The organism is Streptomyces sp. NPDC044003, from assembly GCF_056435185.1.
Genome location: NZ_JBWKFA010000011.1, coordinates 205409 through 220915, shown reverse-complemented (window position 1 = coordinate 220915; position 15507 = coordinate 205409). Strand labels below are relative to the sequence as shown.

The window sequence follows — 15507 nt, the reverse complement described above, 5'->3', positions numbered from 1 at the left end:
GCGGTCGGGATGGGCATGGTCAGCCCGAACGCGGAGGCCGCCAGCAACAACGCGATGCCGCTGATCTTCCTGCCGCTGATCTCCAGCACCTTCGTCCCGGTCGACCAGATGCCCGGCTGGTTCCAGCCCGTCGCCCAGTACCAGCCCTTCACCCCCGCCATCGAAACCCTCCGCGGCCTGCTCCTGGGCACCGAGATCGGCTACAACGGCTGGCTCGCCCTCGCCTGGTGCCTCGCCCTCGCCACCCTCGGCTACTTCTGGTCCAAGGCGGTGTTCAACCGAGACCCCAAGTAGGCCCGCCCTCGCGGGAAGGCCGCCACCCACACCTGTGGGTGGCGGCCTTCACCGTTGTTGTCGCCGTACTGCTAGAGGGCGGCGCACTGGCCGCGGCGGCTGCCCGTCACGGTGTTCGGGACGCCCCGGTTGCTCGGCGGGGGCACGTTGCGCGCGCAGCTGAGCGATCCGCCGATGGTGTTGCCCACGATCGCGGCCCGGTTGTCGATCGGGAACGGTCCGCTGCCCGTGGTGCCGTTCACCTGGACGGAGCCGCCGATGTCGTTGGAGACGAGTTCGGCGCCCGAGGTGTTGTCGGACAGCTGTACGCCTCCGGTGATGCGGTTGGCCGGGCAGCCGTCGTCACCGGGGTCGCCCAGGAGGACGAATCCGGTGGCGCGCGCGACGGCGACGGAGCCGTCGATCAGGCTGTCGCAGATGGCGAACAGGGTGCCCTGCGTCGACAGGACGCTGCCGGTGACGGTCGAGTTGCCGATGAACAGCGCGCCCTGCGCGATGCCGTGGACCGTGCCGCCCACGTGCGCGTCGATGATGCAGGTGCTCTCACGGCTGGCGAACACGTCCCGCGGGTAGTCGCCGGTGATGGTCCGGGTGCAGGCAACCGTCTGGGTGACGGTCGCGGGGTCGCCGGCCAGGTAGTTGCCGTCACCGCTGTACTGGGCGGTGACGGTGTGGCTGCCGGGCAGCAGGTTCGCGTGGGTGAGCTGCGCCCGCGCGCAGTTCGTGCCTCCACCGGGGCTCAGCGTCCCGGTGCCGAGGAGGGTGGTGCCGTCCCGGAAGGTCACCGTGCCCGTCGGCGCCGCCGTGGGGCTGGTGCTGGCGCCGCTCGGGCAGACGACGGCCGTGAAGGTCACCGGCCGGCCGTACGAGGACGGATTGGCGCTGGAGGTGAGCGTGGTGACGGTCGGCGCCCTGCTCACCGTCTGGGTGAGGGCGGCGGCCGTGCTGCCCACGAAGTCCGTGGTGCCGCTGTAGGTGGCGTCGACGGTGTGGTCGCCGACGCTGAGCGTGGCGATCTGGTCGGAGGTCGCCAGGCCCAGCGCGAGCTGCACCAGGGCGTACTCGCGGATCGTGTGCCGCTCCTCGGGGGTGAACACGTCCTGACGGCGGTGGGTGAAGTAGTCCAGGGACCGCTGGAGTCCGCGGCCGCGTTCGGGGTCGGACCACGAGTCGAGCACGAGGTGGTCGATGTCGGTGAGCGCGTCGAGGTCGATCAGACCCGGCATGACGAGGGAGTGCCCGAGGTCGCGGTCCTCGTCGACCGGGCCGTCGTAGTGCGGTCCGACGTACACGATGACGTCGTCCTCCCACACCACCTCGCCGTCCCGCAGCAGTGCGTGACCGCCGCCCTGGTGGGCGAGCACGTGGCGGGCACGCCAACGGGTGCGCATACGACCTCCTGAGGACTTGTGACAGGGCAGCCATCGTAGGCCTTGGTATACAGAACAGGAATTCACCTCTTCCCGATAGCGCCAAACCCTGCTAACGACTCACCCTATCGGCATACCATCTAGGCCATCCCGTCCCCGGACACCGAAGGACCGACGTGGCACTGGTGGGCCTCCACTCCGGATGACCTCTCAGTGGCCCCCCGGGCGCCGCGCGCTCCCTCGCGAGCGGCCGGCCCTCGGCGGGGCCACCGAGTCACGGACGACGATGTGCGTGCCCAGCCGGTGCGGGCCCGAGACCGGCGCCTGCCAGGCGTCGTCGTCCTCGTCCGCCGGGGTGGCCAGCCGTACGGCCTGGCGCCCCATCTCCTCCAGGGGGATGTGGACGGTGGTCAGCCGCGGACGCATCTCCTGGGCCACGGGCACGTCGTCGTACCCGACGAGGGAGACGTCCTCGGGAATGCGGACGCCCGCCTCCTCCAGCGCCTGCGCCGCGCCGGCCGCCACGATGTCGTTCGCCGCGAAGATCGCCGTGAAGTCGAGCCCCGCGGCGAGGAGTTCGACGGTCCTGCGGTAGCCGAAGGCCCTGCTGAAGGCGCCGGTGTGCACCAGGGCCTCGTCCGCCGGGACGCCGCGCAGGTCAAGCGCCCGCCGGTAGCCGGCCAGCCGGTCCAGCGTGGTCGACACGGCGGGCGGACCGCCGAGGTAGAGGATCCGCCGGTGCCCCTGGGTCAGCAGGTGGTCGGTGATGGCGAAGGCGCCGCCCTCGTTGTCGTACTCCACCGCCGCCGCGGGCACCTTTCCGCCGAGCGACGGCCGGCCGCACAGCACCAGGGACGACCCTCCGGCGTGCAGCTCCTCCGCCCGGCGCGTGAGTTCGGCCGTGTAGGCGCGGTCGACGACGCTGCCCCCGACCAGGACGACGACGTCGGCGCGCTGCTCGTGCAGGAGGTCGACGAAGGCCAGCTCGCGCTTCGCGTCGCCCTGCGTGCAGCAGACCAGGCACAGCCGTCCGGTGCGGGCCGCCTCGCGCTCGACGCCCCGCGCGATGTACGCGAAGAACGGGTCGACGATCTCGCTGACGATGATCCCCACGGTGCGATTGGAGCTACCGGCCAGCGCCCGTGCGTGCGCGTTCACCACATAGCCGAGCTCCCGCATCGCGCCCTCGACCCGGTCGCGGGTCTCCTCCGCCACCGGATAGTTGCGGTTGAGCACCCGCGACACCGTCGCCGTCGACACACCGGCGCGTGCGGCCACGTCCCGGATGGTCGCGCGCCGCGGCTCCCCCGCCGTCTGCTGTCGGCTGCCCTTCATCGGTCCCGCCTCTCTGTGTGCGCCTCGGCGGAGAGCGTTTACTGCTCGATGCTCCGGCAACTCCCGTACAGCATCGTAGTAAATCTTAGAAACTCCGGCCCTCCTCTTGCCTGGGACAGAAAACGCTTACATTCTGTCGGGCAGTCTGTTCAGGCCCTCCCTCCCCGAGGAGACCGGATGCCCCACCACCCCGCTGTCGACCGTCGTTCCGTCCTCACGGGCCTGGCCGGCGCCGGCGCGGCCGCCCTCCTGGGCGCCGCCCCCGCCCGCGCCGCCGCCTCCCCGGCACAGGCCGCTTCCGCCGGCCTGCCCGTGACCGTCACCGTGACCGCTCGCCCCGGCGCGGAGAGCGAGCGGCTCCGCCTCGCCCAGGCGCTGCGCGGCAGCGAGTTCACCGCGACCGGTCTGTACGTCCCGCCGGGCGCCGAGCTCAGCCTCAACGTGCTGCCGTACGACGAACTCGTGCCGACGCTGTGGATCGGCCTGTGGGACAACTACGGCACGATCACCGCGCCGCGCGCCTATCCGCTCAAGCCCGGCGCCAACACCGTCACCGACCCGCACGGCGGCCCCGTCTACCTGACCCTCGCCGGCGAGGGTCAGCGCGCCGCCGTCATGTTCCGGTCCGGGGCGGTGCCGATGGCCACGTTCGACCTGGGCCGCACCACCGAGGCCGAGTACCAGGGCGCACTCGATGCGCTCACGGACGTCCCGTACGTCGAGCTGACCGCGCCGCACACGATCCTCACCCTCACCCGTGAGGGCGCGCTGCTCCACCGCGACCAGGACCACGAGGCGCTGCTGCGGCTCCTGGAGACCGTCATCGACTCGCACGCGGCGATCAGCGGCCTCGACGGATCCGCTCCGGTGCACCGCCGCAAGGCGGGCCCGTACCACTTCACCGAGGTCTCCCGGGTCCCCACCGGCGTCGGCGCCTACGCCACCCACGGCTACAACGGCTTCCCGCGCGCCTACCTCGACCGGCTCACCACCGTCGAGGGCCTGCGCACCCGGGGCTGGGGCCTGTACCACGAGCTCGGGCACCTCCATCAGCAGATGGCGTACAAGCCCAGCGGCCTCACCGAAGTGACCGTGAACATCTACTCCCTGGCAGCGCAGCGCACCCTGGGTCAGCCGTCGAACCTGCTCACCGTCAACGCCACCACCGGCCTCCACCACTTCCAGTCGGCGCAGGCCAAGTTCGGCAGCGCGGGGCTCGCGTACGAGAAGTCCTTCTCCGCGTACGAGAAGCTCGTCCCCCTGCGCCAGCTGGAGCTGGCGTTCGGCGAGGACTTCTGGCCGCGTCTGCACCGGCTGGTCCGCGAGGAGAACCCGCAGTCCGACTGGACGGAGACGGCCAAGCGGTACCGGGCGCTCGCGACGTACTCCAGCCGCGTCGCCGGCCGCGACCTCACCACGTTCTTCCTCGACCGCTGGGCGTTCCCGGTCGACGCCGTCGGCAGGGCCGAGATCGCCGCCCTGAACCTGCCCGCGCCCGCCGTCGACCCGAGCACCCTGACCGACTGACCCCGTCCGGGAGGATGACCGTGACCGACTTCAAGCCCCGCAGACGCACCCTGCTCGCCGCCGGCATCGGCGCCCTGCTCCTCCCGGTCACCACCGGGACGGGCGCCGCCCACGCCGACCCCGCTCCCCCGGCCGGCGACCCCTTCGCCGCCCTGCGGGCCCGCGCGGCGGAGCTGGCCACCGGCGGCGCCATCGACCCCCTCGACCCGGTGTACTCCACCGCGCTGACGTCCCTGAACGCCTCGGCGTCGGCGCAGTGGGCGGCCCTGGACCGGAGCACCGACCGCTCCGCCCTCTGGCCGGACCTCGCGCCCGTCGCCGCACCGTCCAACTTCGCCCTCTCGTACGGGCGGCTGCTCACCCTGGCCACCGCCTGGGCCACCCCGGGTGCCGGGCTGTACGGCGACGAGGAGGTCGCAGCGGCGGTCGTCGAGGCGCTCGGTCTCCTCTTCGACCGGGCCTACAACCCCGCGAAGCCGGAGTCCGGGAACTGGTGGTTCTGGGAGATCGGCGCGCCGCGCAGCCTCATGGACGTCTGCGTCCTGCTCCACGACCGCATCACTCCTCGGCGGATCGCGGACTACTGCGCCGTCGTGGACCGGTTCTGCGCGAATCCGGACCGCCGCACCAATCTGCCCACCCTCGCCGAGACCGGCGCCAACCGGGCCGACAAGGCGGCGATCGTCGCCCTGCGCGGCATCGTCGGGGCGAGCGCCGACAAGCTCGCCCTGGCCCGTGACGGGCTGTCCGACACCCGCGACGCGGGCCGGAACAGCCTTTTCCGGTACGTCTCCTCGGGCGACGGCTTCTACCCCGACGGCTCGTTCGTCCAGCACGACAACGTCGCCTACACCGGCACCTACGGCAACGTCCTGCTCAGCCGGGTCGCCTACCTCACGGCGCTGCTCGCCGACTCGGAGTGGCGCATCACCGACACCGGCGTCTCCGTGATCCACGAGGCCGTCGAGCGGAGTTTCGCCGCCGTCACCTTCGACGGGCTGATGATGGACGCGGTCCGGGGCCGGGCGATATCCCGGAACCGGGAGCGGGACTTCCACACCGGCGCCGGCACGACCTCCAACATGCTGCTCCTCGCCCTGGGCGCACCACCGGAGCACGCCGCCCGATGGCGGGCGATCGCCAAGGGCTGGATCGAGCGCAACACCGCCACGCCCTACCTCCCGCTCCTCGGCATCGCCGCGACCCGGCGGGCGAGCACCGTCCTCGCCGACCCGGCGATCCCCGCCGCCCCGCCCGCCGTCGGTCACACGGTCTTCGCCGACATGGACCGGATCGTGCACCGCCGCCCGGGGTGGACACTGGCCCTCAGCCTGTCGTCGAAGCGGATCGCCGCGTACGAGGCGGGCAACGGCGAGAACCTGCACGGCTGGTACACGGGCGACGGAATGACGTACCTGTACGACGCCGATCGCGCCCAGTACTCCGACGACTTCTGGCCCACCGTCGACCCGTACCGGCTGCCGGGAACCACCGTGGACACGCGGCCGCGCGCCGACGCGGGCAGCGCGCCCGGGACGAGCACGTACCGGCCCGCCAACGCGGTCGCCGGCGGCGCCGTCCTCGACGGCCGCTACGGGGCCGCCGCGATGGAACTGATCGGGAACGGCAGCACGCTGCGCGCCCGCAAGGCATGGTTCTGTCTGGACGACGCGGTCGTCGCGCTCGGGGCCGGGATCACGGCCTCCGACGGCCGCACGGTCGAGACGGTCGTCGAGAACCGCAACCTGCACGCCGAGGGCGCGAACCGGCTCACCGTCGACGGACGGGACGTGACCGACGCCGTCGTCCCCGGCGCGCGCTGGGCCCATCTGGAGGGCGTGGGCGGCTACGTCTTCCCCGACGGCACCGACGTGCACGCCCTGCGGGAGGATCGCACCGGCGCCTGGCGCGACATCAACACCGGTGCGGACACCGGTGGTTCGGACGAGACGACCACCCGACGCTATGCGACCCTCTGGTTCGACCACGGCGTCTCACCGACGGGCGCGGGCTACGCCTACGCGCTGCTGCCCGGCTTCAGCGCGGCGCGCACCGCCGCCTGGGCGGCGTCCCGTCCGGTGGAGATCGTCGCCAACACCGGCGCGGCGCAGGCCATCCGGGTGCGTGCGCTCGGGCTGATCGCCGTCCACTTCTGGGCCGCCGGCACCGCCGCCGGGATCACCGCGAGCGGCCCCGGCACGGTCCTGCTCCGGCGGCGCGACGAAGGCGTGTCCGTGGCCGTCGCCGACCCCGGCCGCACCGGCGGCACGCTCACCGTCGAACTGCCGTGGGCCGTAGAGGGCGTACGGAGCGCCGACGCCACCGTCACGGTCGCCGCCGGCCGCCGCCCGGTCCTGACCGTCCGGGTGGGCGGCTCGCGCGGGCACACGCACGCCGCCGAACTGTACTGACCCCCAGGCCCGTTCCGACGCGGCCGCCCCGACCAGGAAGTGAGGGGTTCCATGACCGCGCCCCACGTGTCCCTGCCGCCCACCGACCGGGTGCTCTCGCCGCGCACCGGCTGGACGCGCGCCCACTGGGAGGCGGTGGCCGACGCCCTGCTCGCGGGCGTCGCACCGTACGCCACGCCCGGCTTCGCCCAGTACCGGCTGCCGGGCCGGGGCAGCTGGTCGGGGATCGTCTGCGACGGCCTCGAAGGATACGCGCGCACGTTCCTGCTCGCGGCCTTCCGCATCGCCGGGGCCGGCGGCGCTGCGGATCCCCGGCTCGTCGAGCGGTACGCGGCGGGGCTCGCGGCCGGGACCGATCCGGCGGCCGGGGAGGCCTGGCCGCGTCTGACGGACTGCTCGCAGCAGATGGTCGAGGCCGCGTCGATCGCGATCGGCCTGCACGAGACCCGGCCCTGGATCTGGGACCGGCTGGATCCCCGGGTCCAGGAGCGGGTCGTCGACTGGTTCTCCGGCTTCGTCGGCGGCCGGACCTGGGACAACAACTGGCGGCTCTTCCAGGTCGTCTCCGAGCAGTTCCTCGCCTCCGTCGGGGCCCCGTACGACCAGGCGGACATCGACGGCGGCCTGGACCGGATCGAGGACTGGTACCTCGGCGACGGCTGGTACACCGACGGCGACGGCCGCAACTTCGACTACTACAACGGCTGGGCCCTGCACCTGTATCCGCTGCTGTGGGCGCGGATCGCCGGGGACGAGGACGGCGGCCGGGCGAAGGTCTACAAGGAGCGCCTCACCGCCTTCCTCCGCGGCCACGTGCACTTCTTCGGCGGCGACGGCGCACCCGTGCACCACGGCCGCTCACTGGCGTACCGGTACGCCGCCCTCGCACCGGTCTGGATGGGCGCGCTCACCAACGCCACCCCGTACGCTCCCGGACTGACGCGCCGTCTGGCATCCGGTGCGGTACGGCACTTCACCGAGCGCGGCGTCCCCGACGAGCGCGGGCTACTCCCGCTGGGCTGGTACGACACCTTCCTGCCCAGCACCCAGCCGTACTCGGGACCCGCCTCGCCCTACTGGGCGAGCAAGGGCTTCCTCGGGCTGCTGCTGCCGGCCGACCACGAGGTGTGGACGGCACGGGAGCTGCCCCTGCCCGTCGAGGAGGCCGACCAGTACACGGCCCTGCCCGTGCCGGGCTGGCTGCTGCACGGCACCCGGCACGACGGCGTCGTCCGGCTGGTCAACCACGGCAGCGACCACCATCCGCCCGAGCCCGCGGAGGTCTCGGCCGATCCGCACTACGCGGCCCTCGCCTACTCCACCCACACGGCGCCGCAGAGCGCCCCGCACGCCTGGGAGCGGGCGGTCGACAACCACATCGCCCTGGTCGACGCCGACGGCGCCGTCAGCCGCCGCGTCCGCATCCACCCCCTCGGCGCCTCGGAACGCCGGGCCTCCTCCTGGCACGCGGCCCGGCTCCCCGGCGACGACACCGCGTACCGCATCGAGACGACCTCACTGCTGCACGGGCCGTGGGAGATCCGGGTGCACCGCGTCGAGGCACCGCCCGGTGTCACCGTGCGCGACGGCGGGCACGCGGTGGCCGGGTCGGAGCGGCCGGCAGGGCACACCGGACCGCACTGGGCGACGGCCCGCCGGCTCGACGGCCTGACCAGCGCGGTCGTCGGTCTGTACGGGTGGGACGAGACGGCCGCCGTGGCCCGCGACGTCGAGGCCAACGCCTTCGGCCCGCACTCGGCGGTCCCGTACGTCCGGTCCGCCGCCCACCCGGGCGGGCGCAGCGTCCACGTGACCCTGGTCGTCCTCTCGGGCGACGCCGTCCATCCCCGGGAACTCCGCGAGGCCGTCCAGGTCGCGGTCCACGACGGCGACGGCACGGACGCCGCCGCCGTGACCATCCGCTTCCCGGACGGAACCGAACTGCACGCCTGACATCGACAGCAAGCGATGGAGGAGAGATGACACGTTCGTCCGTACGACGGCGCGCCGGCCGGCCCGCCGCCCTCATGACCGCGGTCGTCGCGCTCGGGGCGCTGGTCTCGTACGCACCGGCGACAGCCGCGCCGCCGGTCCGGCAGACCGCCGCCGAGGCCACGGGCTACTCGCTCGTCGGCAACAAGTACAAGGCGGACGCCGGACAGGGGAACTGCCTGCGCACCTTCAGCGGCACCGGCACCGTCGAGGTGGGCGCCTGCACCCCGGCCGCCGGCGAGTACACCTCCATGCGGCAGTGGCAGGCGGTGGACCAGGGCAACGGCTACGTCCTCCTGCAGAACAAGTACAAGGCGGACGCCGGGGAGGGGAACTGCCTGCGGACCTTCAGCGGCACCAGCACCGTCGAGGCCGGCGCCTGCGCCCCCGCCGCCGGCGAGTACACCTCCATGCGCCTGTGGAAGGCGGTCGACCAGGGCAACGGCTACGTCCAACTGCAGAACAAGTACAAGGCCGACGCGGGACAGGGGAACTGCCTGCGGACCTTCAGCAGCGGCAGCACCGTCCAGACCGGCGCCTGCGCCCCCGCCGCGGGCGAGTACACGTCCATGCGGCTCTGGGACGGCGACACGTTCCGCTCCGGCTGGCCGGTCCGTCCCGTCACCGGGCAGAAGCGCGCCCTGGTGATGGCGACCCACTGGAACGACGCCACGCCCGCCGATCCGGCCGCGGTCCTGCAGGCGACGCTGGGCGACGCGTACCCCTCCCTCCGCTCGTACCTCCAGGAGGTGTCCGGAGGGGCGCTCGACCTCACGGGCGACCTGCTCGCCGACGTCGACCTGGGGGCCCGCCCGGCCACGTGCGACTCGACGGCGATCCGGAGCTCGGCGCAGGCGGCCGCGCTCGCACGGGGCGTCGACCCGGGCACGTACGACTACCTCTTCATCGACATCTCCCGCCACTCGGGCTGCGCCTTCGAGGGCCTCGCGTCCATGCCGGGGAACTGGATCATCTCGAACGGCGTGGGGTACAAGACCTGGATGTGGACGCACGAGTTCGGCCACAACCTCGGCTTCCAGCACTCCGACACCCTCCGGGCCTGCCCGACCGCAGGCGGCGTCACGCGGGTGACGACGGCGTGCACGGTCGGCGGGGGCGCGGACCCCACGGACACCATGGGCGGCGGCGGCATGCACCTCTACCCCGTCGACTACCGGCACTTCGCCGGCTGGGTGCCGGACTCCCAGGTCGTGAAGGTCGAGTCCAGCGGCAGCCGGCAGCTGGGCGTGCTCGGGGAGAGCGGGATCCAGGAGTACCGGATCGCGCGCGGTGACGGCAGCTATCTGTCGCTGGAGTACCGCCGCGCCACGCCCCCGTACGACGACTACCTCTCGACCGACCCGCTGGTCAACGGCGTGATCGTCCGCATCGTGAGCACCGGCGGCACGGTCCACAACCGGCTCGTGGACGCGACGCCCGCCACGACGACGACGGCCGACGCCCCGCTCGCCGCGGGCATGACGCTCGCCGACGAGATCGCCGGCGCGGCGGTGACGGTCTGCTCGGTGGGAACCCAGGGTGCGGACCTCCGGATCTCCGTCGGCGGAACGACACCGCCCGCCTGCTGACGTCCGCCGGGGAGGCCTCGTGCTGCTGGGGGCCTCCCCCGTCAAAGCAGTTGCTCCTGCTGGTCCCTTGATGCCGGGGCTTCGATGTATGGCGGGCGTCTCGGAAATCGCATACGCCACCGCAACAGTCTTCCGTCTTCAGTGGAGGCATGGACCGCAGCAGACCTGCGACGGTCGGTGTGTCGATCGGGAAAGGATCGTGATCATGGACTCGGATTCCGTACGTGGCATCGACCGGCGGCGGCTGTTCGGGTGGGGCGGGTCGGCGGCCGCCGGCGTGGTGGCGGCCGGGGTGCCGGTGGTGGGCGCCCGACCCGGCCATGCCGTTGCCGCGGGACAGCACCGTCCGGGCCCGACCGACCCCGGCATCCCACCGGACACCCGTCCCGGCGGAGCCTACGACCGGTACGTGGCGAAGCTGGCCGCCGAGGGCAGGTTCTCCGGCGTGGTGCTGTTGTCGCACCAGGGCCGGACGGTGCTGTCGCGCAGCTACGGCATGGCCGACAAGGAGAAGGGGATCCGCAATCACGAGAGCGTCGCGTTCAGCCTCAGTTCGGCGGGCAAGCCGTTCGGCGCGGTGGCCGTCCTGCAGTTGGCGCAGCAGGGCAAGGTGAAGCTGTCGGACACGGTGGGCACCCATCTGCGGGGCTTCGCCGAGGACATCGCCGAGCAGGTGACCATCCACCACCTGCTCTCCGGCACCTCCGGGCTGGCCGGCCCGGATGAGGACGTGCAGCGCGTCTTCCAGAGCCGGGACGAGGTGCACACGTACTACGAGCAGCGGGCCCGGCAGGCGAAACCGGTGGGCGCCCCGGGCAGCCCCGGCACCGCTCACGCGGAGGCGGAGGTCACCCTTTCCGCGCTGATCGTAGAGGCCGTGGCCGGCACGACGTACTGGGACTACGTCGAGGAACACATCTTCAAGCGCTGCGGCATGACCGGCACGGCGTTCCGCACCAGGCCGCAGTGGCTCACCGACGAGCACATCGCGCACCCGTACATGACGGTGGACGGAGGCAGCCAGGTGGACGCCGTCCGCAATCTGGACCGGGGCAGCCCGAACCCGGACGTACTCGGCAGGAATCCGGGCCGCGCCTTCATCGATGCACCCGGGGACGGTGGCTTCGCCACCGCGCCGGATCTGGTCCGGTTCGCGCGCGCCCTGGGCGACGGCACGCTCCTGGACCGGCCCTGGGCCGACGTGCTCACCGGGGCCAAGATCCCCCATGGCCCGGCGTCGTTCGGCGCGTACGGGATTCCGGTCTCCATCGTCAACGGCCAGTGGAGGTACCGGCGCGCCGGAGGCAACCCCGGTGTCGCCGCCGTCTGGACCGTCTACCCGTACACCGGCTGGGTCGGCGTCATCCTCGGCAACATCGACGGCGTGCCGCTGCAGGACATGGGCGAGCGGGAGACACGGGCCATCACCGGAGCTACGCCCGGCGGCGGCTGATCTGCGCTCGGACCTTGACGAGCGGTTGACCCGAGTGGCATACCCGGCAGCCGGGCAGCGCCGGGGCCTCCCTCAGCGCCCGGGGCGTCCCTCGGCGCTTCGCTGGCCTCCCTCGAAGTAGGCGACCAGCTCCGGGGCGAGGGGCGGGATCTCGCGCGGGGTGCCGCCGTCGCGGAGGGACTCCGTGGCCCGGACGCCGGTCGCGACGGCCATGCGGGCCGCGACCGGCGAGGTGTCGGTGCGGCCGCCCTCGCGCACGAAGCGCAGGAACTCGTCGACGAGCAGCGGGTCCGCGCCGCCGTGGCCGGCGTTGTCCTCGGCCGCCGGCACGGGGTACTCGGCGTCGGCCTCGGAACGGTGTCCCGAGCGGCGTGCGTTCCACACCTTCACCACTCCCCCGGGTCCGTCGCCGAAGTTCTCCAGCCGGCCCGCGTCGCCGATGACGGTGTAGTTGCGCCAGTAGTCGGGGGTGAAGTGGCACTGCTGGTAGGCGGCGAGCACACCGTTGTCGAGGCGCATGTTGACCAGGGACACGTCCTCGACGTCGATGACGGGGTTGAGGCCCCGCTGGGTGTGCGGGGGCCAGTGGCCGTCCTTGGTGTACCAGTCGTCGGCCTTGGGTTCGCCGGGTGCGCGGCGGTACGGGCTGTCGCCGTACACCATGAGGTCGCCGAGGGCCTGGACGCGGCGCGTCCAGCCGTTCGCGAGCCAGTGCAGGACGTCGATGTCGTGGGCGGCCTTCTGCAGCAACAGGCCGGTGGTGTACCGCTGTTCGGCGTGCCAGTCCTTGAAGTACCAGTCGCCTCCGTAGCCCACGAAGTGGCGTACCCAGACGGTCTTGACCTCGCCGATCTCACCACGCGCGATGATGTCGCGCATCAGGCGGACGACTGGCATGTGGCGCATGTTGTGGCCGACGTAGAGGCGGGTGCCGGTCTCGTACGCGGTGCGGAGGATCTCGTCGCAGCGCTCGACGCCGATGTCGAGGGGCTTCTCGACGAAGACGGGCTTGCCGGCCCGCAGCGCCTCGCAGGCGATGTCGGCGTGGGTGTGGTCGGGGGTGAGGACGAGGACCGCGTCGACGTCGGGGTCGGCGATCACCTTCCGGTGGTCGCCGCTGATCACGGCCCCCGGGAAGGCCAGGGCCCCCGCCGTCCGCGCCGCGGCGTCGTGGTCCGCGAGCGCGGTGACGCGGGAGCCGGCGCCCGGCCGGTGGGCGGTGCGGGCGAGCGAGCCGCGCAGTCCGTAGCCGAGGACGCCGAGGCGCAGATCGGAGGGGGGGTTCATGGGCCTGCTTTCTCTCGTACGAGGGTTACGGGTGGACCAGGACGTGCGACAGGGCGACGCGTCCAGTTCCGGTGAGTTCGATCCGTACGAACCGGGCCTCGGTGTCGGTGGTGACGAGGGTGGGCCGCAGCGCCCTGCCCGTGACGTGGAGCGTCGTCGCGTCGGAGAAGTCGGCCGTGGTCGCGAGCCGGACGTCGAAGTCGGCTGTGGTCATGGAGCTGTTGTTCCACACCTCGATCTGTCCGATGTGGCTCGACGCGCCGAGGTCCAGCTGCCACCAGGCACCGGGCTCGGCGAGCGTGCGGGTGTCGGTGGTGGTGTCGCCGTCGGTGGCGCGTGCGGCCACCGCGGCGCCGTCCGTGGACGACTGGGTCGCCGTGGCGGTCCGGGCCAGGTCGGGGCGGAGCTGTTCCACGTGGCCGCGTCCGCCCACGCCCGCCGCTTCGGCGACCGCGAGGGCTTCGGCGGGCAGGCTGTCGAGCCCGGTCAGGTTGTCCGTCATCGTGGAGCCCGTGCCGGCGAGGGCGGGGGCCGCGGTGTCGGTCCAGTTGCCGGTGGCGTGGTTGTCGATGCCGTAGTCGGCCCAGTTGGAGACCCACTTGTAGCCGATGCGGGTGATGACGTTGCGGGTGACGGTGATGTGGCTGGACTGCTCGTCGAGGTAGATGCCGTTGCCGTCGCGTTCGGTGTTGCCGTACGCGCTGCGGTTGACGTAGTTGCCGGAGATGACGGTACCGGGCTGGGCGCCCTGGGTGTAGATCGCGCCGCCGTCGTGCTGGTCGTACGCGGCGCGCATGACGTTCGTGATGCGGTTGTTCGTGATGCGGTTGTCGCGCAGCACGGAGTTCCGCGCCTCGGGCTGGTTCCAGCCCCAGCCGACGGAGATGCCGGAGTACGGCAGGTCGTCGAGCGTGTTGTGGTCGATGACGGTCCCGGCCTCGTAGCCCGCCCAGATGCCGACGGCGTCGGTGTACTCCACTCCGGTGCGGCGGACGGTGTTGTACGACACCGTGTTGCGGGCCCCCGTGAGTGCGGCGGCCGGCGTGGGCTCGGTGTCTCCGATGTAGGCGGCGCCGGAGGAGAGGTCGGTGAAGCGGGAGCGGGTGAGGGTCGAGTCCTGGGTGCCCTGCTCGAAGATCACGCCCGCGCCGCCGAGACGGCTGAACGCCGCTCCCTCGACGAGGACGTTCCGGCCACCGCGGACGGTGAGTGCGGCGGCGGGCTTGGTGTAGTGGCGGCCGGCGTGGTCCGCGGGTCCGGTGGCGCCGGTCAGGGTGAGACCGGCCTGGGTGCCCGCGTAACCCTCGTCGGTGGAGGGCTGCCGGTAGGCGGCGTACGCGAACCCGATGCCGGTGACGCGCACGTCGTGGGCGCCGTCGAGCGTGAGCAGGTTCTCGGTGACCGGGGTGACGGCCTTGGCGTGGCGCATGTCCTCGCCCGCACGCGGCAGGTAGGTGACCGTGCGCGCGGTCGAGTCCCAGACGAACTCGCCCGGTTCGTCCAGGAGTTCGCGGGCGTTCTCGAAGAAGGACACCTTTGTGTAGCGGGTCGAGTCGACGGTCGTGGTGTCCCAGGCGGGTCCCGTACGGTCGGTTCCGGCGGCCGAGTTGGTCCAGCAGGGCTGGGCGAAGGTCATCGTGTCGCCGCTGACGCCGACGATCCGGCAGTGGTAGTTCCGCCAGCGGACGCGGATGACGGCCTCGGCGTCGGTGGGCCGGGCCCAGTCGGCGATCCCGGTGGCCCGCGCGCCGGTCATGCCGGTCCTGGTGGCGTCGCAGACGGAGGCGGGGCAGGCCTCGCCGCGGGCCCGGACGGCACGCTCGCCGTCGACGAAGAGCTGGCGGGGTGTGACGCCCTCGGGGGCCAGGGCCGTCCAGGTGCCGTCCGGGTTCGCGGACCAGCCGGTGAGCGCCCGACCGCCGGAGAGCACCGGGTCGGCGTCGGGTGCGGCGGTCCAGGTGACGGTGTACCCGTCACGTCCGGAGTCGGACCCGCCGAGCTCCAAGGGGTGACTCAACGCGTATGTTCCGTCGGCAAGTTCGATGCGTACGTCCCGGCCGTCGACGGTGCGGGCGGTGTCGCGGGCGCCTTCGAGCGAGCAGGGCCGCGCCGGGGTGCAGGCGGAACCGGAGCCGTCGGGGGCGGCGTGGAGCGTGCGGGGGGCCGGTTCGGCCTGTGCGGCCGGTGCGGAGGTCAGCAGGGTGGCGGCGACGGCGAGCCCCGTCGCCAGGCGGAAGCGGTTCATGGTC

General features: G+C 72.6%; 10 protein-coding genes. 6 read left to right on the top strand and 4 right to left on the bottom strand.

Features of this window, described 5'->3' with window-relative positions; translation table 11 throughout:
- On the top strand, positions 1 to 294 hold a 294-nt coding region (locus tag AC07AW_RS34125), incomplete at its 5' end, for an ABC transporter permease (RefSeq protein WP_478819351.1).
- A 71-nt stretch (positions 295 to 365) separates the two neighbouring features.
- Here AC07AW_RS34125 and AC07AW_RS34120 read toward each other — a convergent pair.
- Positions 366 to 1685, bottom strand: coding sequence for an Ig-like domain-containing protein (locus AC07AW_RS34120; protein ID WP_478819350.1), 1320 nt, complete (start codon positions 1683 to 1685; stop codon positions 366 to 368).
- A gap of 189 nt (positions 1686 to 1874) precedes the next feature.
- Positions 1875 to 2999 (bottom strand): LacI family DNA-binding transcriptional regulator, encoded by a 1125-nt coding sequence (locus AC07AW_RS34115; protein ID WP_478819349.1) that lies wholly within the window; start codon positions 2997 to 2999, stop codon positions 1875 to 1877.
- 177 nt (positions 3000 to 3176) lie between these two features.
- Here AC07AW_RS34115 and AC07AW_RS34110 point away from each other — a divergent pair, with 177 nt between their 5' ends.
- The 5 genes from AC07AW_RS34110 to AC07AW_RS34090 all read left to right on the top strand — a co-directional run bounded on the left by AC07AW_RS34110 (position 3177) and on the right by AC07AW_RS34090 (position 11971).
- Positions 3177 to 4526, top strand: a complete 1350-nt coding sequence (locus tag AC07AW_RS34110) for a M60 family metallopeptidase (protein ID WP_478819348.1) — start codon at positions 3177 to 3179, stop codon at positions 4524 to 4526.
- Between the two features lie 14 nt (positions 4527 to 4540).
- On the top strand, positions 4541 to 6937 hold the full coding sequence (locus AC07AW_RS34105) for a polysaccharide lyase 8 family protein (protein WP_478819347.1): 2397 nt from the start codon (positions 4541 to 4543) through the stop codon (positions 6935 to 6937).
- Positions 6938 to 6988: 51 nt separating this feature from the next.
- Positions 6989 to 8890 carry a DUF2264 domain-containing protein gene (locus AC07AW_RS34100; protein WP_478819346.1) on the top strand — a complete coding sequence of 634 codons (1902 nt, stop codon included), beginning with the start codon at positions 6989 to 6991 and terminating at the stop codon, positions 8888 to 8890.
- Positions 8891 to 8916: 26 nt separating this feature from the next.
- Positions 8917 to 10518, top strand: coding sequence for an RICIN domain-containing protein (locus AC07AW_RS34095; RefSeq protein WP_478819345.1), 1602 nt, complete (start codon positions 8917 to 8919; stop codon positions 10516 to 10518).
- Positions 10519 to 10723: 205 nt separating this feature from the next.
- Positions 10724 to 11971 carry a serine hydrolase domain-containing protein gene (locus tag AC07AW_RS34090; RefSeq protein ID WP_478819344.1) on the top strand — a complete coding sequence of 416 codons (1248 nt, stop codon included), beginning with the start codon at positions 10724 to 10726 and terminating at the stop codon, positions 11969 to 11971.
- Positions 11972 to 12043: 72 nt separating this feature from the next.
- On the opposite strand, the gene AC07AW_RS34085 is transcribed toward AC07AW_RS34090, so the two are convergent.
- On the bottom strand, positions 12044 to 13258 hold the full coding sequence (locus tag AC07AW_RS34085; protein WP_478819343.1) for a Gfo/Idh/MocA family protein: 1215 nt from the start codon (positions 13256 to 13258) through the stop codon (positions 12044 to 12046).
- 25 nt (positions 13259 to 13283) lie between these two features.
- Positions 13284 to 15503 (bottom strand): right-handed parallel beta-helix repeat-containing protein, encoded by a 2220-nt coding sequence (locus AC07AW_RS34080; protein ID WP_478819342.1) that lies wholly within the window; start codon positions 15501 to 15503, stop codon positions 13284 to 13286.
- Between the last annotated feature and the right edge of the window lie 4 nt (positions 15504 to 15507).

Excerpts from the sequence above, each read along its gene's own strand:
- AC07AW_RS34115 (WP_478819349.1), bottom strand. The coding sequence starts at position 2,999 with ATGAAGGGCAGCCGACAGCAGACGGCGGGGGAGCCGCGGCGCGCGACC.
- AC07AW_RS34095 (WP_478819345.1), top strand. The coding sequence starts at position 8,917 with ATGACACGTTCGTCCGTACGACGGCGCGCCGGCCGGCCCGCCGCCCTC.
- AC07AW_RS34080 (WP_478819342.1), bottom strand. The coding sequence starts at position 15,503 with ATGAACCGCTTCCGCCTGGCGACGGGGCTCGCCGTCGCCGCCACCCTG.
- AC07AW_RS34085 (WP_478819343.1), bottom strand. The coding sequence starts at position 13,258 with ATGAACCCCCCCTCCGATCTGCGCCTCGGCGTCCTCGGCTACGGACTG.
- AC07AW_RS34110 (WP_478819348.1), top strand. The coding sequence starts at position 3,177 with ATGCCCCACCACCCCGCTGTCGACCGTCGTTCCGTCCTCACGGGCCTG.
- AC07AW_RS34090 (WP_478819344.1), top strand. The coding sequence starts at position 10,724 with ATGGACTCGGATTCCGTACGTGGCATCGACCGGCGGCGGCTGTTCGGG.
- AC07AW_RS34105 (WP_478819347.1), top strand. The coding sequence starts at position 4,541 with ATGACCGTGACCGACTTCAAGCCCCGCAGACGCACCCTGCTCGCCGCC.
- AC07AW_RS34100 (WP_478819346.1), top strand. The coding sequence starts at position 6,989 with ATGACCGCGCCCCACGTGTCCCTGCCGCCCACCGACCGGGTGCTCTCG.
- AC07AW_RS34120 (WP_478819350.1), bottom strand. The coding sequence starts at position 1,685 with ATGCGCACCCGTTGGCGTGCCCGCCACGTGCTCGCCCACCAGGGCGGC.